Origin of the sequence: Undibacterium sp. Tian12W, from assembly GCF_049339405.1 — a bacterium.
GTDB lineage: Bacteria > Pseudomonadota > Gammaproteobacteria > Burkholderiales > Burkholderiaceae_D > Undibacterium.
The window spans coordinates 57,191-75,729 of record NZ_JBMPPK010000001.1 but is presented as its reverse complement, the minus strand read 5'-3'; the positions used below and the strand labels follow the sequence as shown (position 1 = coordinate 75,729).

The 18,539-nt window shown below is 51.4% G+C and carries 14 protein-coding genes; 8 read left to right on the top strand and 6 right to left on the bottom strand.

Translation table 11 applies throughout. The annotated features are described in order from the left end of the window. The first annotated feature begins 109 nt into the window (after positions 1 to 109). Genes ACO0LI_RS00265 through rsmA form a run of 3 tightly spaced genes read left to right on the top strand, consistent with a single transcriptional unit; the run spans position 110 to position 3,338 of the window. Complete coding sequence (locus tag ACO0LI_RS00265; RefSeq protein WP_423030037.1) at positions 110 to 1,468, top strand: peptidylprolyl isomerase; 1,359 nt, start codon at positions 110 to 112, stop codon at positions 1,466 to 1,468. After that, on the top strand, positions 1,468 to 2,508 hold the full coding sequence (gene pdxA / locus ACO0LI_RS00260; RefSeq protein ID WP_423030035.1) for a 4-hydroxythreonine-4-phosphate dehydrogenase PdxA: 1,041 nt from the start codon (positions 1,468 to 1,470) through the stop codon (positions 2,506 to 2,508). The genes ACO0LI_RS00265 and pdxA overlap by 1 nt, the downstream gene beginning before the upstream one ends. Positions 2,509 to 2,546: 38 nt before the next feature. Beyond that, positions 2,547 to 3,338 carry a 16S rRNA (adenine(1518)-N(6)/adenine(1519)-N(6))-dimethyltransferase RsmA gene (gene rsmA / locus ACO0LI_RS00255; RefSeq protein ID WP_423030033.1) on the top strand — a complete coding sequence of 264 codons (792 nt, stop codon included), beginning with the start codon at positions 2,547 to 2,549 and terminating at the stop codon, positions 3,336 to 3,338. Between the two features lie 18 nt (positions 3,339 to 3,356). On the opposite strand, the gene ACO0LI_RS00250 is transcribed toward rsmA, so the two are convergent. Further along, entirely contained in the window at positions 3,357 to 3,797 is a 441-nt protein-coding gene (locus ACO0LI_RS00250; RefSeq protein ID WP_423030031.1) for a response regulator, read from the bottom strand. Between the two features lie 188 nt (positions 3,798 to 3,985). Between ACO0LI_RS00250 and pgi the strand changes: the two genes are divergently transcribed. Continuing rightward, positions 3,986 to 5,632 carry a glucose-6-phosphate isomerase gene (gene pgi / locus ACO0LI_RS00245; RefSeq protein ID WP_423030029.1) on the top strand — a complete coding sequence of 549 codons (1,647 nt, stop codon included), beginning with the start codon at positions 3,986 to 3,988 and terminating at the stop codon, positions 5,630 to 5,632. Positions 5,633 to 5,902: 270 nt separating this feature from the next. Here the strand turns inward: pgi and ACO0LI_RS00240 are convergent, their stop codons facing one another. Together ACO0LI_RS00240 and ACO0LI_RS00235 are read right to left on the bottom strand one after the other, a co-directional pair. Beyond that, positions 5,903 to 6,322: a VOC family protein gene (locus ACO0LI_RS00240; RefSeq protein ID WP_422949386.1), complete on the bottom strand. Its 420-nt coding sequence runs from the start codon at positions 6,320 to 6,322 to the stop codon at positions 5,903 to 5,905. Positions 6,323 to 6,408: 86 nt separating this feature from the next. After that, positions 6,409 to 8,781 (bottom strand): GspE/PulE family protein, encoded by a 2,373-nt coding sequence (locus tag ACO0LI_RS00235; RefSeq protein WP_423030028.1) that lies wholly within the window; start codon positions 8,779 to 8,781, stop codon positions 6,409 to 6,411. A 351-nt stretch (positions 8,782 to 9,132) separates the two neighbouring features. Here ACO0LI_RS00235 and ACO0LI_RS00230 point away from each other — a divergent pair, with 351 nt between their 5' ends. From ACO0LI_RS00230 to ACO0LI_RS00220, 3 genes are all read left to right on the top strand, one after another. Continuing rightward, a complete protein-coding gene (locus ACO0LI_RS00230) occupies positions 9,133 to 9,897 on the top strand; it encodes a 3',5'-cyclic-nucleotide phosphodiesterase (protein ID WP_423030026.1) in 765 nt (254 codons plus the stop codon). 121 nt (positions 9,898 to 10,018) lie between these two features. Continuing rightward, on the top strand, positions 10,019 to 11,659 hold the full coding sequence (locus ACO0LI_RS00225; RefSeq protein ID WP_423030024.1) for a GAF and HD-GYP domain-containing protein: 1,641 nt from the start codon (positions 10,019 to 10,021) through the stop codon (positions 11,657 to 11,659). A gap of 102 nt (positions 11,660 to 11,761) precedes the next feature. Then, a complete protein-coding gene (locus ACO0LI_RS00220; protein WP_423030022.1) occupies positions 11,762 to 14,029 on the top strand; it encodes a CHASE2 domain-containing protein in 2,268 nt (755 codons plus the stop codon). A 12-nt stretch (positions 14,030 to 14,041) separates the two neighbouring features. Here the strand turns inward: ACO0LI_RS00220 and ACO0LI_RS00215 are convergent, their stop codons facing one another. Continuing rightward, on the bottom strand, positions 14,042 to 15,295 hold the full coding sequence (locus ACO0LI_RS00215; protein WP_423030020.1) for a benzoate/H(+) symporter BenE family transporter: 1,254 nt from the start codon (positions 15,293 to 15,295) through the stop codon (positions 14,042 to 14,044). Between the two features lie 88 nt (positions 15,296 to 15,383). Here ACO0LI_RS00215 and ACO0LI_RS00210 point away from each other — a divergent pair, with 88 nt between their 5' ends. Next, positions 15,384 to 16,820 carry a PLP-dependent aminotransferase family protein gene (locus tag ACO0LI_RS00210; RefSeq protein ID WP_423030018.1) on the top strand — a complete coding sequence of 479 codons (1,437 nt, stop codon included), beginning with the start codon at positions 15,384 to 15,386 and terminating at the stop codon, positions 16,818 to 16,820. A 12-nt stretch (positions 16,821 to 16,832) separates the two neighbouring features. Here the strand turns inward: ACO0LI_RS00210 and ACO0LI_RS00205 are convergent, their stop codons facing one another. Then, positions 16,833 to 17,471 carry a hypothetical protein gene (locus ACO0LI_RS00205; protein WP_423030016.1) on the bottom strand — a complete coding sequence of 213 codons (639 nt, stop codon included), beginning with the start codon at positions 17,469 to 17,471 and terminating at the stop codon, positions 16,833 to 16,835. Between the two features lie 31 nt (positions 17,472 to 17,502). Beyond that, a complete protein-coding gene (locus ACO0LI_RS00200) occupies positions 17,503 to 18,432 on the bottom strand; it encodes a LysR family transcriptional regulator (protein WP_423030014.1) in 930 nt (309 codons plus the stop codon). Positions 18,433 to 18,539: the final 107 nt, after the last annotated feature.

Genomic DNA, 18,539 nt, shown 5'->3' with positions numbered 1-18,539 from the left:
CAGTTTATGAAACCGGAGCGAACGTGTATATTGCAACTTTTGCCCGCTTTGATGCTCTCACGGGAATGGCTTAACAGGATTTTGGACCGATATGCGACCTTTATTGCAAATGAAACAAAGTAACTTATTCACAGTACTGGCAGTGTCTGCTGGCCTGCTCATCAGCTCGACAGCCTGGTCGCAAGTCAAACTCAGCCCTATTGCGGTTCCCAAGACGCAAAACAGCAAGGCGCAAAAGGTCAACAGCATCGTTGTTGTGGTCAATGATGAAGTGATTACCCGGCAGGAACTGGATGCCCGCATGCTGGAAATAGAAATGCAGCTCAAAAAGCAGGGCACTCCATTGCCAGACCGTGCCGTTCTGCAAAAGCAATTGCTGGAACGCATGATCACTGACCGCGCACAAATGCAGCTTGCCAAAGAAAACGGCATGCGTGTAGATGATGTCATGCTTGACCGCACCATGTTGCGTCTGGCTGAGCAAAACAAGATGACTTTGCCTGAGTTCCGTAACCAGATCGAGCGCGAAGGCACACCTTATGCGAAGTTCCGTGAACAGATTCGCGACGATATCCTCATGCAGCGCATACGTGAGCGTGAAGTAGATAGCAAGATACAAGTGTCTGAAACCGAGATCGATAACTACCTGGCAGCAGAAGCCAACAACAAGGCGGCCGCCAAGCAGGAATTGAATCTGGCTCACATCCTGATCAGCATCCCTGAAAAAGCCTCTGCCGAACAAATCGCCGCACGTCGCGCCCGCGCTGACGAAGTCTTGAAAAAATTGCGTGAAGGCGCAGATTTTGGCAAGACCGCCGTCACTTACTCAGACAGCTCAGAAGCCTTGAAAGGCGGCGACATAGGCTGGCGCGAGCAAGACCGTTTGCCGCAATTGTTTGTCGATGCCATCAGCAAGGTCAAAGTTGGCGAATTCTCTGATATCGTGCGCAGCCCGAATGGTTTTCATATCGTCAAAGTTAATGGCAAGCGTGCCATGAATGACACCAAGGCTGCCGCTGCCGAGCAGCAAAGCCATGTGCGCCACATTCTCATCAAGGTCAGCCAGATCGTGACTGCGGATGAGGCACGCAAGAAATTGCAGGAATTCAAGCGCAAGATAGAAGCCAAGGAAGCCACTTTTGAAGACCTGGCCAAGACCCACTCTGCAGATGGTTCTGCCTCCAAGGGCGGCGACCTGGGCTGGCTGTACCCTGGTTCTACTTTGCCCGAGTTTGAGCAAGCCATGGATAAACTGGCGATTAATGAGATCAGTGAACCTGTGACCACGCAATTTGGTGTGCACCTGATCCAGGTGACAGAGCGCAAGGCAGATGAGTTATCAAAAGACAGGCAACGTATCGCCGCCCGCCAGGCTGTGCGCGAGCGCAAGTCAGATGAAGCGCTGCAAGACTGGCTGCGTGAAATCCGTGACCGTGCCTATGTTGATTTCCGCCTGGAAGAAAAATAATGCCACAGCCCAGTTTGCCGGTCATCGCGGTAACCGTAGGCGAACCGGCTGGCATAGGGCCTGAAATTGCGATACGGGCTGCCTGGCAGTTAAGGCATGAAGTCAGGTCAGTATTGATAGGTGACGCTGCCTATCTGTCCATGCTGGCAGCCGAGCTTGATCCCGCCATCAGCATGATGGGTGTATCCCTGCAAGCCTTGCGGCATCAGGGCTTGCCTGCTTCTGGCAATGAGCGCCTGACCATTATCGATTGTCCTCTGAGTGCGTTTGTGATTGCCGGCCAGCTGGACCCGCGCAATGGCCGTGCTGTCTTGCATACTCTGGATGTGTCTATCGAAAGCGTGCAACGCAAATGGTGTGAAGCTGTAGTCACCGCCCCTTTGCAAAAAAGCACGATCAATGATGCCGGTGTTGCTTTTAGCGGTCATACCGAATATTTCGCTGAGAAAACCTATACTGGCCGCGTTGTCATGATGCTGGCCAGTGAAGCCAATGATCATCTGCCGCAAGCCCTGCGGGTGGCGCTGGCGACCACGCATTTACCACTTCGTAAAGTTGCTGATGCCATACAGTTTGATGACCTGTGGAAGACCCTGGAAATTATCCATGCCGACTTGCGTAGCAAATTTGGCATAGAAAATCCACGCATCCTGGTGGCTGGCCTGAACCCGCATGCGGGTGAAAACGGTTACCTGGGTATGGAAGAAATTGAAGTCATCACGCCCGTCATCAAAAAAGCGCAAGCAGCTGGCATGCAGGTCAGCGGCCCTTATCCAGCGGATACCCTGTTCCAGCAAAAATACCTGGAGCAGGCTGATTGCATACTGGCGATGTACCATGACCAGGGTTTGCCAGTACTCAAGCATGCGAGTTTTGGGCTAGGTGTGAATATCACTCTGGGCCTGCCGTTGATACGTACTTCGGTTGATCACGGCACCGCCCTTGATCTGGCGGCCAAGGGCACTGGGCATGCCGATGTCAGCAGTATGCTGGTGGCGATACGTGTTGCGGCCAGCATGGTCAACAAGCAAGACAAGTAAATAAGCAAAAAAGTAAGCAAAAAATAAGCAAGAACACTATGAAACATATCCCTCGCAAACGTTTTGGCCAGAATTTCCTGACCGATGAACTGGTCTTGAGCAATATCACGCGCGTCATCAACCCGCGTCCTGGACAAACCATGGTCGAGATAGGCCCTGGCTTGGCTGCCATGACACGCCAGTTGCTTGATGGCTTGACGCAATTGCATGTGGTTGAGCTGGACCGCGATCTGGTGGCTCGCCTGAAGAAGAATTTTTCGCCAGAAAAACTCATCATCCACGAGGGCGATGCCCTGCAATTTGATTTTGCCTCCATCCCTGTGCCTGAAGGTCATAAGCTGCGCGTAGTGGGCAACCTGCCTTACAACATCTCCAGCCCCTTGCTGTTTCACCTGGCCGAGATAGCACCGCTGGTAGAAGACCAGCATTTCATGCTGCAAAAAGAAGTGGTTGAGCGCATGGTTGCTGAACCAGGCAGCAAGACTTATGGCCGCCTGTCGGTCATGCTGCAGGTACGCTACCACATGGAATTGATGTTCATCGTGCCGCCAGAGGCATTTGACCCGCCACCACGGGTAGAGTCTGCCATCGTACGCATGATACCCAAGCCAGGCGCTTTGCCTTGTGATATCAAAAAACTGGAAGAAGTCGTTACCAAGGCATTTTCACAAAGACGCAAGGTGGTGCGCAACTGCGTTGCCGGTTTATTGTCAGAAGCAGATTTGATTGCTTGCGGTGTTGATCCGCAACTGCGCCCGGAAACCATCGCGCTGGAAGCCTATGTTGCCATGGCCAATTTGCTGAGTGCACGACAGGCTGATCCTGCTTGAGTTGTAGCGGGTTGAGACTTACAGCAGCCCGCTTTTACGCCAGGCTTTTCTGCGGTCTATCAGGATTTTCAATTGCTTTTGGGATTTGCCGACTGAATAATGCATGGACTGTAGCAGCGTTGCGGGATTGAATGGTTTCACAATAAAGCCATTTGCCCCTGCCTTGATCGCCTTGACCACCGTCTCTTTATTATTACTGCCAGTGACCATCAGCACGACGGTGTCGGGCGAGATTTTCTTGATATGTTCGAGAATTTCCAGGCCGCTGATGTCCGGCATCATGACGTCCAGACATACTACTTCAGGTATGGTTTTCTCCAGCCAGTCCAGCGCGGCCACGCCGCTGGACGCCTCACCAATGACATTGAACGCCTCGCTATTGAGGATATGGCGAAGCATGGATCGACTGATGTCATTGTCATCCACGATAAAGATGCCTATGTCTTGTCTGTCTAACATGTTCATCCGTTTCCTCTGCAAATTCACATTGCATTAATTTTTGTTTACGATAAATCCAGTTTTGGATTTTGTCTGCAAAAATTTAAATGAGTGCTAATTTTAGCAATAATAAGCTTGCAGCATGCATAATTGTCTGGCCTATAATCTGATGTATGAGGATGACGAATTACTTGAGAGACTGACAAAACATGAATATAACTCACACACCGGAATGGCAAGCCCTGCTGGCACACCAACAAAGGCTGGAACAACAGCACTTGCGTGAATTGTTTGCCGCCGACAGTGACAGGTTCAGGCATTTTTCGGTTGAGCTTGATGGCTTGCTGGTGGATTATTCCAAGCAGCGCATAGATCAGGCAACTTTGGATAGCCTGATGGCCCTGGCGCGCCTGTCCAAGGTGGAAAGCTGGCGTGACCGCATGTTTGCCGGTGAAAAAATCAATATCAGTGAAGACCGCGCGGTCTTGCACACTGCCTTGCGGCATACGGATTTCACACCCTTCCCGAATGAGGCTGACGATGTCATGCCCAAGGTCAGGGCAGTGCGCAAGCAAATGCGCGACATCGTTGAGCGGGTACGCAGCGGCTTGTGGCGCGGCTTCAAGGGTGATGCGATACAGACTATCGTCAATATAGGTATAGGCGGTTCTGACCTGGGACCGAAGCTGGCGACACGCGCCTTGTCAGCTTTCCAGCATCCTGGCCTGACGTTTTACTATGTATCAAATCTCGATAGTGCCCACCTCGCACCCTTGCTGGAAAAGCTGGACCCGCGCACGACCCTGTTCATTGTTGCCTCCAAAACCTTCACTACACAAGAAACCAGCATCAATGCCCAGACTGCACGTACCTGGCTGATGGCCGCCGCTATGGAAGAGTGGGCCGTCAGCAAGCACTTCATTGCGGTTACTTCCAGCCCCGGTAAGGCACATGAATTTGGCATACCAGATACAAATATCCTGGAAATCTGGGATTGGGTGGGCGGTCGCTACTCTTTGTGGTCAGCTGTCGGCCTGTCTGTTGCACTGGCGATAGGTATGAATGGTTTTGAGCGTATGCTGGCCGGGGCCGAGACCATGGACAAGCATTTCTGTAATTCGCCACTGGAAAAGAATCTGCCAGTCTTGCTGGCCCTGATCTCGATCTGGAATACCAACTTCCTGGGTGCCGAGACCACGGCTATCCTGCCATATAACGAATCAATACGCCATTTGCCAGCCTTTTTGCAGCAACTGGAGATGGAGTCGAATGGCAAGGCGGTAGGCCGTGATGGTGAGGCCCTGTCTTGCCGTGCCAACCCCATCGTCTGGGGCGAGATAGGCGTGAATGGTCAACATGCCTTCTTCCAGCTGTTGCACCAGGGTGGCTGGTTGATACCCTGTGATTTTGTGGTGGCGGCATCCAGTGATTATCCTTTGCCAGGACACCAGGCCCCTTTGCTCGCCAACTGTTTGGCGCAGAGCGCTGCCCTGGCCTTTGGCAAGACTGAGGCGCAGGCGCGTGAAGAGTTGTCACAGGCTGGCCTCAGCGATGCCAATATAGCGAGGTTGCTGCCACATAAGGTATTTGCCGGTAACCAGCCATCGACCACCATACTCATGCCCAGCCTTGATCCTTTCCAGCTCGGCATGTTGCTGGCCCTTTATGAACATAAGGTTTTTGTCCAGGGCGTGATCTGGGGCATCAATTCCTTTGATCAATGGGGCGTGGAGCTGGGCAAGCAACTCGCTAATCGCCTGTTGCCAGCGATTTTGGGTAATCAGGAATACGACGCTCAATTGGATACTTCTACCAGTGGCCTGATTGCTTACTTCCGCAGGCACGGTCACGTTTGATGATGTGAAGCGATTGAAAGAAATAGTTAAAATTTCTCGAAAGCATGTTGGCAAAGTTGACGCAAAGAATCTTGCTTGATATAAAGTAAGTTCTTAAATCAATTCAGGATGCGTCTATGTGGACAGGAATTTTTGGCGTTGTCTCGGTCGTCATCGTCGTCAGCATGGTTATATTGATACGTGCCATGAATAAGGAAGCGCGCCGCGCTGATCACCAGAATTGAAATAAAAAACGCAGACCAGGGTCTGCGTTTTTTATGGCTAGCCTGATTACCAACTGCCTGTATTTGGCATCGAAGCCCAGGGTTCAGCCGGCGCCAGTGGTTCGCCCTGTTGCAGCAATTCTATTGAGATATTGTCAGGCGAGCGCACAAAGGCCATATGGCCATCACGAGGCGGACGGTTGATGGTGACACCGTGATCAGCGAGGCGCTGGCAAAGTTCATAGATGTTCTCTACACGATAAGCCAGGTGGCCAAAATTGCGGCCGCCGGTATATTCTTCCGGGTCCCAGTTATAGGTCAGTTCTACCTGGGCATCATGGTCGCCAGGTGCTGCCAGATACACCAGGGTGAAGCGGCCTTTGGGATATTCTTTCTGATGTACCAGTTCCAGCCCCAGTGCATCACGGTAAAAACGCAGGGAAGCCTCAAGATCGGTGACGCGCACCATGGTGTGCAGATATTTCATGTTTGCTTTCGAAAAAATCCTGCCTGAGCATATCGGCTCAAAACAGTGCAGAAGATAAGCAGGATTTTAGCTGATTTTGCAAAAAACTATTTTATGCAGACTATGCGGACCTGCTTCATGTCCGTTAATCCGGAAAGAACTTTTTCTATACCATCCATTTTCAGGGTCAGCATGCCATCTGCCAATGCAGCAGTCAGCAATTCAGAGACGCGGGCATGGTCTTGTATGAGTTTTTTGACCATGTCATTTGCCACCATCAGTTCATGCAAACCTAGCCTGCCTTTATAACCTTTTGAGCAATGCTCACATCCCACCGCCTTGTATAAAGTGAATTTACCGGCCTTATCGGCATACTGGCTCTGCCAGGTGGTAAACACCTTTTTCTTGGCTTCTATGGGGTTTTTGACGAAGTTCTCGGTATTTAGCAATTCCTGGCAATACTCGTCCAGCAGCTCCATCATTTCTTCTTTGGCTGGGTGATAGACTTCCTTGCACTTGCCACACAGGCGCTTGGTCAGGCGCTGCGCCAATATACCTAGCAAGGCATCGGCAAAATTGAATGGGTCCATACCCATGTCCAGCAAACGGACGATGGATTCAGGCGCGCTATTGGTGTGCAGGGTAGCGAATACCAGATGGCCCGTTAGTGAAGCTTCCAGCCCGATGGAAACGGTTTCCTTGTCGCGCATCTCGCCGACCATGATGATGTCAGGATCAGCCCGCAAAAAAGCCCGCATGACGGTCGCAAAGTCCATGCCCGCCTTGCGGTTGACCTGTACCTGGCGCAAACCTTTCTGGGTGATTTCCACCGGATCTTCGGCGGTCCAGATCTTGGTTTCTGGCGTATTCAGATGGCTCAGTACTGAGTGCAGGGTGGTCGTCTTGCCTGAGCCTGTAGGTCCGCAAACAAAGAACAGGCCATAGGGTTTGCTGACGACATTCTTCAGACGTTCAAGGTTGTAAGGCAATACCCCCAGCTTATCGATAGGGATAGGCTCGCCGGCAGCCAGGATACGCATGACCACGTCTTCCATACCGCCAGAAGACGGGATGGTGGCGACGCGTAATTCTATGTCGTACGGGCCATATTTCTTGAACTTGATCTTGCCATCCTGCGGCTTGCGGCGTTCAGAGATATCCAGGTCACACATGATCTTGATACGTGCCAGCAGGGCACTGCGGTAGCTGGCCGGTATTTCAATATACGGTGACAGCGAACCATCCTTGCGAAAGCGTATCAGGGTTTTTTCCTTGCCTGGCCGTGGTTCTATATGGATGTCTGAAGCGCCTTGCTGATAAGCGTCGATGATGATCTTGTTGATCAGTTTGACGAGCTCATTCTCTACTGCGGCAGATACTTCAACAGCAGCCTGTCCACCGTTTTCTTCGTCATCATCATCAAGGCCGGACAGCAGCTCATCGACGGAGCTGCCATCAGACACGCTACCAAAGAACTGGTCTATGGTTTGCAGGAATTCTTTTCTGGTCGTGACACGATAATTGATCTTGGAAGTCGCAAACACATGGTTGACGACATGGGTGGTATTGGTATGTTCGGGATCTATCGCCAGCACGGTCAGGCCGTTCTGGTCTTCCATGATGGGCAGCCAGGAATTTTGTTCCACATACTGGCGCTTGAGTTTTTTGACCAGATCGACAGGGATGATGCGCTCAGCCTTGTACGGTTCATAAGCGACGCGGAAGTATTTGGATAGTGCCTGCCCCAGGCTGGCTATAGGGATTTTAAAATCTTCAGCCAATACCTCTTCCAGGTCCAGCAGGCTGCGCCTCGCTGCCCTGACAGCAAGTTCCATCTCTTGCGCAGACAAAACCGCTTCCGACACCAAAAAATCAAACTTGGTGCGCGGTGTATTGGTTGGCAGTACCTTGCTTTTTTGGGTGAACGCCACAGCCAGGGTTTCACACAAGGCCTGCACACCCTCGGCGGCAATGGCATTGAAAGCATCGCCCAGTTTGTGATTAATGAATTGCACCACACCCAGTAATTCGTGGCTTTGTGCTTCGACGATGGGGGCCACCAGCATTTGCTTGGTACGGTAACCGGTGCGTTGATCGACCGCGCTCTGGAACTTCAGGGTAGGGGAGTGCGAGCGCAATTCATTTTCATCATACACGTCGCGCAGGCTGATCATGGTCTTGGTCAGTGCAACGTGGCCGGCGATACTCTGGTCAGAAATGGACAGGCGCAAGTCCTTGAAAGAATTCAGGCCAGTCTTGATTTTGGAAATCAGGGTGACCTTGTCCTGCGCCACGACATAAATGGTCAGGCGGTCACATTCAAACAGATTGCAGATGTCAGGCGAGACATCCAGCATGATCTGGTCCAAAGCATCTGCCCCATGTATCTTGTTGGTCAGGGCTTGCAGGCGTTTAAAGAATTGTAGCCTGTGATCCAGACCTTCCTTGGAAGCATTTGCGGCTTGAGCAGTTACAACCATTCGTTTTCCTTTGTTACACGTTCTGCAGCATGAAGCACGACGTAAAGCCAGAAGCTAATTATCAGCTTTAAATCAGCTTTAATATGATGCGCATTGCAAGATACTGCAAATTATTATTCTCTTAAGTCAATTTTTACAAAAATGTATCACGGAAGTCGAATGTCTGACCACAAAGTCAACTCTTTATAGCGTAAAGCGACAAATTAGCCTATCTTCAGGGAAGGAATGATGCAGAAGGTATTCTTGTCTTCAAAGAAAGTGTTAAGCTTGCTCAGAGGTCGGGATAGATACGGCGTTGACCTTGAGATAACAAAGCCCCTGGATAGACAGAGGCACACTATTTTTGTATTTATGAACTTACAAATTCTTGGCTGTGCAGGTGGCATCGGTGGCAGTGAGCCCTACACAACCAGCTTATTAATTGACGATGATATCTTGCTGGATGCCGGTACAGGCTTGTCACGGCTCAGTGTAGAGCAGTTGGTGGCGATAGACCATGTGTTTATCAGCCATAGTCATCTCGATCATGTGGCTGGCCTGACCTGGCTTATGGATGCCGTATTTGGTAAAAGAGACAAGCCAGTCACGGTGCATGCGACGGCAGAGGTCTTGCACGCCCTGAAAACCCATATATTCAACTGGATCATCTGGCCAGATTTCAGCACTTTGCCAGATACAGACAAACCATCCATGCAATATCAGGAAATGCTGCCTGGCAGCACGCTGACGCTGGGAGACAGATTGATTACTTCGCATGTGGTCGATCATGTGCCGGGTTCGGTGGCTTATTGGGTGCGCGCTGAGGGTAAAGGTTTTTTGTTTACAGGTGATATGGCAAGTACGCCAGCATTGTGGGAAAACCTGACGGGACAAAAGGCGCTGAGCATGGTGATCGTTGACTGTTCTTTCCCGAATGCAGAAGTGGAACTGGCGCTGGTTTCAAAACATTTTTGCCCGGCAGCGCTCATCAATGATATTGCCGCTGTTTCTACCGAAATCGACTTTCATATCTATCACCTGAAACCGGGGCAAGAAGCACAAATCATGGCAGAACTAGGGCAAAATAAGGAAAGGAATTTTAAAGCCTTGAAAATGGGTGAGCAATTCAGTTTTTGATGTGAAATTGAAAAGTGATATGCAGGCGCGCACTGTTTATAGTGGATAGTGGACACGATGAAGTAGCAGGATCAGCGATGACGATTTGGAAAAAATGCTAGACGATCTGGAGAACGTGATTATGACTGCACTGAGCAGTAGCGAAATTGCACAACGGCTGGAAAAACTGACGGAATTAAGCCTGGAGCTGAGCAATAATCACGACACACCATTATTGCTGGAAAACATACTGCGCTCGGCCAAGAGTATTACCTATGCCGACGGTGGCACCCTATACCGTACCAGTAAAGACAAGCAAAGCCTGTGCTTTAATATTTCCCTCAATGACACCCTGAACATGTATCAGGGTGGCGTAAAAGGGCATACGGTAGATATACCCGACATCCCCCTGATTGATGCTAATGGCAGCAGGAACCTGAATGCCGTGGCAGCCTATGCTGCCAACTACAAACTGTCGGTCAATATCCAGGACGTTTATACCGTTGGCGTCTTCAATTTTTCTGGCACCCGCAATTTTGACCAGCAATTCAACTACAAGACCAAATCCCTGCTGACTGTGCCCATGCATGATCATGAGGGTGAATTGATCGGCGTGCTGCAACTCATCAATGCCACCAATCCCGAAACACGCGAACCTTGCCCATTTACCGAAACAGACCAGCGCTTTATCGAAGCTCTGGCTTCGCAGGCGGCTATTGCACTGACCAATCAGCAATTGATCTCGCAACTGGAAAACCTGTTCGTCTCGCTGGTACATCTTATCAATATCGGTATTGATGAAAAATCTCCTCATACAGGCAGGCATTGCCAGCATGTACCCGAGCTGACCATGTTGCTGGCCAATGCCGTGCATGAAACGCGCGAAGGGCCTCTGTCACATTTTTCGATGACGGATAAAGACCGCAAGGAATTGTGGATGGCGGGCATCCTGCATGACTGCGGCAAGATTTCCACCCCTGTGCATGTAGTAGAAAAATCCACCAAACTGGAAACCATATTTGACCGCATACAATTACTGGATACCCGTTTTGAAGTCTTGAAACGCGATGCAGAAATCAAGGTGTTGAAAAGTAAATGTGCCTTGTACCAGGCCAGTGTCAATAATGAAGGCCTGATCGCTGAGCTGGAGCAGGGCTTGCAGGCTGAGCTGGCCAAAATCGATGACGCCAGGAATTTTTTACGCAAATTGAATATCGGCTCAGAGAGAACCAGCCCCGAAGACTTGCAGCGTGTGACCGATATCGCAGCATGGCAATTTGCCGATGCCAACGGTGCGCAACAGCCCTTCCTGAATGCGGATGAAGTTGAAAACCTGTCCGTGCGTGCAGGTACCCTCAATGCGCAAGAGCGCGCCATCATCAACAACCACATTACCACCACCATCAAGATGCTGGAAGCCTTGCCCTGGCCCAAGCATTTGCAGAATGTGCCTGAATATGCCGGTGGCCACCATGAGCGTATGGATGGCAAAGGTTACCCGCGTGGCTTGCGTGGTGAACAAATGTCAGTACAGGCCAAGATCATGGCAATAGCTGATATCTTTGAAGCATTGACCGCCAAAGACCGTCCCTATAAAGATGGCAAGACCCTGACAGAGTCACTGCACATCCTCGGCAGCTTTGCCCTGAATGGCCATATTGATCCAGACTTGTTCAATATCTTCGTCAAGAAAAAAGTCTACCTGACTTATGCTGAACGCTTCATGGACAAGAGCCAGATTGATGATGTTGATTTGAGCAAGGTACCTGGTTACCGTATTTGAGTGACATAGCCAGACTTCCCGTTGTCCATGTTAAAAGGCATCGGGTAGCAGGAAGATTTCCCGGCATAAGCACTACCTGAAACTGAGTTTGTGGAGGAAAGCTTGCAGAAGCACATCAACAAACTGACACGCTGGGGCATCTGCGTGCTGCTGATCATCATGGCTGCCTTGCAGGCAAATGGTAATTTGCCGACCACCCTCATAGAAAAAGTCGATTACTTTATCTATGACCTGCGCATGAGGTGGGAACCTACGACCTTCAATCCCGACATTGTCATCGTCAATATCGATGAAAAGAGTTTGCAGGAGGTAGGACAGTGGCCCTGGAACAGGGGCGTTGTCGCTGATCTGATAGAAAGACTGACAGACGATTACCATGTCAAGGCAGTAGGGCTGGATATCGTATTTTCAGAACCGGACAGCAGCACCGGTATACAGGTGCTCGAAGGCCTGGCGCAAAAAGAGTTAAAGGAAAATGCTGGCTTTGTAGCGAAAATGCCCGCACTCAGAAAAGAACTCGATTTTGACGACAAACTCGCCAGGACTCTAGCGGGGCGCCCTGTGGTTTTGGGTTATGTGTTTTCCAATACCCCCAACGATAGTTCAAAAGGCTTGCTGCCAACGCCGGCCTTTGTCGATGCCGACCTCGGCGAACGCAGTTTTGAGTCTGCCATCTACACCAAGTACACCGCCAATTTGCCAGAGCTGCAAAAAGCCGCGATTGCCGGTGGATTTTTTAATCCCTCGCCAGATGCCGATGGGGTGATACGGGGCATTCCCTTGCTGGCAAAACATGGTGCTGGCTACTATGAAGCACTGTCACTGGCAACAGCACGTATAGCCCTGAATGCCAGTAAAGTCAAACCAGTATTTCTGCAAGCTGATGGTATCAATTCTCAAAGCTTTTTGAATAATTATGGTTCGATAGAAGCGATCAAGCTTAACTCCACTCCTAACAAGCGCATCCCTGTAGAGCCATTGTTAACTGCGCTGATCCACTATAAAAGCAAGGGTGGGCCAAATGGTGGCGGGTTTGCCTATGTATCAGCTTCGGATGTGCTCAAAAAGCGTCTGGCAGTTGATAAGCTCAAAGAGAAAATCATCTTGATAGGGACAACGGCAGCGGGCCTCAAGGACTTGCGTACAGCGCCGCTTGGACTGGATTACCCAGGTGTGGAAATGCATGCGAATGTGATTGCCTCAATACTGGATGGCGATGTTAAGCAGCGCTCTGACAGCACGCGTGGCTTTGAAGTCATACAGGTATGCCTTATCGGTTTATTGCTCAGTTTTGCACTGTCGCGTTTCAAGGCGCTGGCAGCCGTGCTCTGCACCACGGCAATGCTGGTACTGGTGATTGCCTTCAACTACTGGATGTATCAGTCATTCAATCTCGTCCAGCCACTGGCAACAGTGCTGTTATTGATCGCTGCCCTGTTCGTGTTTAATATCACCTGGGGCTATCTGGTTGAGTCGAGGAAGTTGCGTGGCGTGGTCAGGCGCTTTGGTGAATATGTAGCGCCGGAACTGGTTGCGGTCATGGCAGAAGAACCTGACAGCTACACCATGGAAGGTGAAATTCGTGAGCTGACTGTCATGTTCTCTGATGTGCGCGGCTTTACGACTATTTCCGAAAGCCTGAGTGCAGCAGACTTGCGAGAATATATCAACATCTACCTGACCGCGATGTCAGAAGAAATACGCGGTAATCGTGGCACGCTCGATAAATACATCGGTGACTGCGTCATGGCTTTCTGGGGCGCACCCGTGCGCCTGGAAGATCATGCCAGGCTGGCCGTTGCCAGTGCGCTGAAAATGCAATCCATCGCGCAAGGCCTGAGTATAGACTTTGTCAAACGTGGCTGGCCTGCCTTGAAGATAGGGGTAGGCTTGAACACAGGCGAAGTGCGCGTAGGCGACATGGGTTCCAAGATCCGGCTGGCCTATACCGTCATGGGTGATGCGGTGAACCTGTCTTCACGCCTGGAAGGTATTACCAAGGTGTATGGTGTCGGCGTCGTGGTTGGTGAAGCGACAAAAACTGCCGCAGCAGAATTCGCTTACCGGGAACTCGACAGGGTCACGGTCAAAGGCAAGACCCGGCCTATTTCGATCTTTGAACCTATTGCCATTGCAACGAGCATAGACGATGCCCAGTCTGCCTTGCTGGAACTCTGGCATCAGGCACTCGATGATTTCCGCGCGCAGCAATGGGATCTTGCCGAAAAATCTTTCCGATCATATCTGGAAGTGCGTGCAGAAGACCTGGCTGCCCAGGTCTTTCTGGAGCGTATCGCCCACTACCGGCAAAATCCATTGCCTGCCGACTGGGACGGTGTTGCGACCTTTGTCAGCAAGTTCAGCGAATAAAACTGACAAGTGTCATTTGGCTTTTACCCGCAGCAGGTAATAGCTGATCACGCCAAGAACGATGCCCCAGCAGGCAGAACCCAGGCCCAGCAAGCTGATATTCGATGCAGTAACGATAAAGGTGATCAGCGCAGCTTCACGTTCTGTCGTTTCCTGCATCGCATTCACCAGACCATTCTGAATTGCACCCAGCAAGGCCAGACCGGCTACCGTGGTCACCAGCGCATGTGGTAAATGCAGGAACAGGGCAGTCAGGGAACCGGCAAAGCTGCCTATCAACAAATAAAATCCACCGCAGGCAACACCGGCGACCCAGCGTTTCTCTGCTTGCTGATGGGCTTCTGGGCCGGTGCAAATTGCTGCAGTGATCGCCGCCAGGTTGACGCCATGTGAACCAAAAGGTGCCAGCAAGATGCTGACAAAACCGGTAGCGCTGACCAGCTTGCTGGTCGGTGTTTGTTCATAACCTGCTGCACGCATGACCGCCACGCCCGGTACTTGCTGGCCAGTCAGGCATAGCAGCGCCAATGGCAAGCCCAGACTGATGATGGCGCTCAAAGAAAATTCGGGCGCAGTCCAGACTGGCATCGTCAAACCCAGTTGCGCAGTAATAGCCTGACCCTGGTTGCTGTCACCCCAGCCAAGAGCACTCCAGAGCATCACGCCACTCAGCAAGGTCAGGACGATGGCATAGCGTGCACTGCGGCGTTTGAATATCAGGTAAGCCACGAACATGGCAGTCACCAGCCAGGGCGCGCCAGCAACCTCGCTGCGGGCATTGGCAAATACATCGACGCCAAAACGAAACAGGATACCCGCCAGCATGGCCGCACACAGGCTTTTGGGTATTTTTGCCATGAGCTTTTCAAAGATACCGGTAATGCCTATCAGCCATATCGCTGCTGCCGCAACCAGGTAGGCACCTATGGCCTGATGATAAGGCACCGTTGCCAGACCCGTTACCAGCAAGGCTGCACCCGGCGTATTCCAGGCACAAATCACTGGTATCTTGTGCCGCCAGCTCATCCACACTCCCACCAGACCAGATCCTATCGAGATAGCCCATATCCACGAGCTGGTCTGCGCTGTCGTGAGTTTTGCGCTTTGCGCTGCCTGCAAGATCAGCAACATGGGGCCAGCATAGGAGATCAGGACGGCAATCAGGCCAGCCAGCACCGCAGGAAAAAAATCTGCCGCCGTAGCGGCAAAACCCGGCTTGATGGCATTTGCCGGGGCAAGGAGAGGGGTAGAGTGTGGTGTATTCATGCACCTAGTCTAGTTCAGTGCAGGCTGGCATTTACTTACAGTGCTGATCTGTCTTATGCTACACAGATTCACATTCAAGGTATCTGTTATGCAGCACAGTTACAGACAGCTGGCAGACGCCATCAGTGCAGATATCCGGGCCAGCCGCTATCAGGTAGGTGATCGTCTGCCATCGGTGCGTCTGATTGCAGAGACGCAGCAAGTCAGTGTTTCTACTGCGATACGCTGTTACCGTTACCTTGAAAGCCAGGGTCTGGTAGAGGCACGCAATAAGTCAGGCATCTATGTCGCTGACTGGAAAACCAGGCAAACGACAAGCATAGTGACGCTGAAAAAAAACAGCCAGGCAGCACCGGCAGTTGAGTACGACAAACTGATGTCCCTGCAGCACAGGATGACTGAACTGTATTCACTGACGGCACAGCCCCTGCATCTGGGGCTGCATCTCGCCAGCGCCGCGCCAGAATGGTATCCCTGTGAAGCCCTGGCCAAAATCGCCCAGCGCCTGCTGCGGCAAGACCCCATGCTGATAGGTGTGTATCCCGGCGGTACAGGTTTGCCAGCACTGAAAACCAGCCTCATACACTGGCTAAAAAATGCAGGCATGGATTTGCAGACCAGCGATTTGCTCATCACCAATGGCAGCACAGAAGCACTGAGCGTGGCACTGCGCGCTGTCGCCCAACCCGGCGATGCTGTCATTGTTGAGTCGCCAGTCTATTTTGGCTTGTTGCAAATGCTTGAGAACCTCGGCATCAAGGCCATAGAAATTCCCTGCGTGCCAGGCCAGGGCATCAGCCTGGAAGCGCTGGAATATGCGCTTGAACATCAGAGCACGGTACGTGCCATCGTCGCCATGCCGAATTTCCAGAATCCCCTGGGTTGCGCTATGCCGGATAAAAACAAGAAGCGCCTTCTGCGCTTGGTTGAGCAATATGACCTTGCCTTGATAGAAGACGATGTCTTCGGCGACCTTTCGCATCAGCAGGAAAGACCACAAGCCATCAAAGCCTGGGACAAGCAGGGCAGGGTCATCTATTGCGGCTCTTGCAGCAAAAGCCTGGCCCCGGCATTTCGCATAGGCTGGATAGCTGGCGGACGTTATCAGGCCAGGATCAATTCATTAAAGCTCAGTGCATCCCTGATCACGCCCTTGTTTGAGCAGGCGGTACTGGCTGAGTTTATACAGTCAGGTGCCTTGCCATCCCACTTGCGCAAGTTGCGGGAGCGCCTGGCGGCCAATATCCCACTGGCAACTGTTGCCATAGCGCGTTATTTTCCCTTGGGCACCCAAGTCATCAGCCCTGCAGGTGGCTGGTGGTTATGGCTGGAATTGCCTGAGCATGTAGACAGCCTGGCTTTGCTGCGTCAGGCAGTAGCAAAGGGCATAGCGTTTACGCCAGGCAGCCTGTTCTCCGGTTCGGGCAAATACGCCAATTATCTGCGCATGAATATAGGGCGGCCATGGGGACGCGAGATGGAACAGGGTATCAAGACCCTGGGCAGGCTGGTTTCAGAAATGTAGATGAAATACGGCTTACTTTTTAAGCCGGTCAAATAAATCTTTGGCTATCTTGTCTGCATTTTGCTCTTCTGTTTGCTTTTCAGTTTTATTTTCAGATGGTTGCTGACGTTTGGCAAATCTGGACAAGGTACCCACTTTCCTCGTACGGATTTTCAGTAAAACGAAAGGGATGATCCGCCATGCGATGACACCATCCAAAGGCTTCACCGGGATTAAATTGAAGGCGATGATGATCAGATTGGTTTTGGTCAGCACATCGAACACCGGGGACAATTGAAACATCCACATGGGTGAAAAATAGAACAGCAGATATTGCGCTACAACAGCCAATATCAGGAGCAACAACTGCCCGAGCACGCCGCCCCAGGCAATTAAAATATCTTCCGATTCATAATACGGCGTCTCATGCGTGCATTCACCATGCATCAGAAATAGTCTGATCGCATAAACTTTAGTGTCTGTATATCTTGCCGCAATCGCGTGACCAAATTCATGGAAGAGCAGTATCGTGACGAATGCCAGGAAGCCAGGGAGTAGCCAGACCAGCTTCATTCCCTGTATCAAAACCCAGGGAAACCAAAGCAGGATAGTCCAATGTGCGTAAACTGGTATTTTTTTCCAGTGCACGAGCTTCCAATAACCTGAATCCATATGGCCTGTCTGTATTGATTAATACTCTATTTTACAAGAGCCCGGCAGCGAGTAAGGCCTTATCCCATTCCGGCACAGGTTGATACTCTTCCACCAGAAAATCAATCAACGCCCGCACCTTGGGGCTGACTTTGCGGGTAGCGGGATAAAGCGCGGTGAAGTCATTCAAAGGCAAGGCCCACCCTGGCAAAACTGTGACCAGATTACCTTCGATCAAATCACGCCATGCAAGAAAAGTCGTGTCATACACTATCCCCAGCCCGCGCAGGGCGGCCTGGTGCAAGACCTTGCCATTGTTTGAGGCAAAACCGGGTGTGATATCGACCGCCAGGGTTTCACCATCCCGTTCAAAATGCCAGGTATTGCCCTGAGTAAGATGGCTGAAGTGCAGGCAGCGGTGCCGGTTCAATTCTGTAGGGTGCGCTGGCATGCCATGCTCTGCCAGATAAGCCGGGCTGGCGCACAACAGACCGCGACAGGGGGCCAGTCTGCGTGCATGCAAGCCGGGGCTGTCGGGTATGCCACCAACCCGTATGCTGAGGTCAAAGCCATGTTTGAACGGGTCCAGCAGATTGTCATCGACATGCAGGGTCGGCTGCAGCATGGGATGCAGCAAGGTAAAACGAGCCAGTGCATCGGCCAGCCAATCGCTGCCAAAGCTATTCGGTGCCTGTATGCGTATGCCACCAGCCAGTTCATTGCCCGCCTGGCTGACCACCAGCCTTGCCTGGCGTGCATGCTCTACACTGGCGCTGCAAGGTTCCAGGTAGGCCTGCCCCAACTCGGTCAGGCTGACTTCACGGGTCGATCTGTGTAGCAGCCGTGCGCCCAGTTCAGCTTCGAGTTGCATGATGTGCTTGCTGACCATGGCACGGCTAATGCCCAAGTGGCGTCCGGCGGCGCTAAAACTGCGCTGCCTTGCTACTTCGACAAAGATTTCCATTGCTTTTAGTTGGTCCATGAAAGCCATTGTCTATAGATTGAATACAATCTGTCAATCATTGTGGGTATTGTGCGCAACAAATGAAACTCGCTACACTTGATGCAGATCAAGCAAAGGCGTCAAGA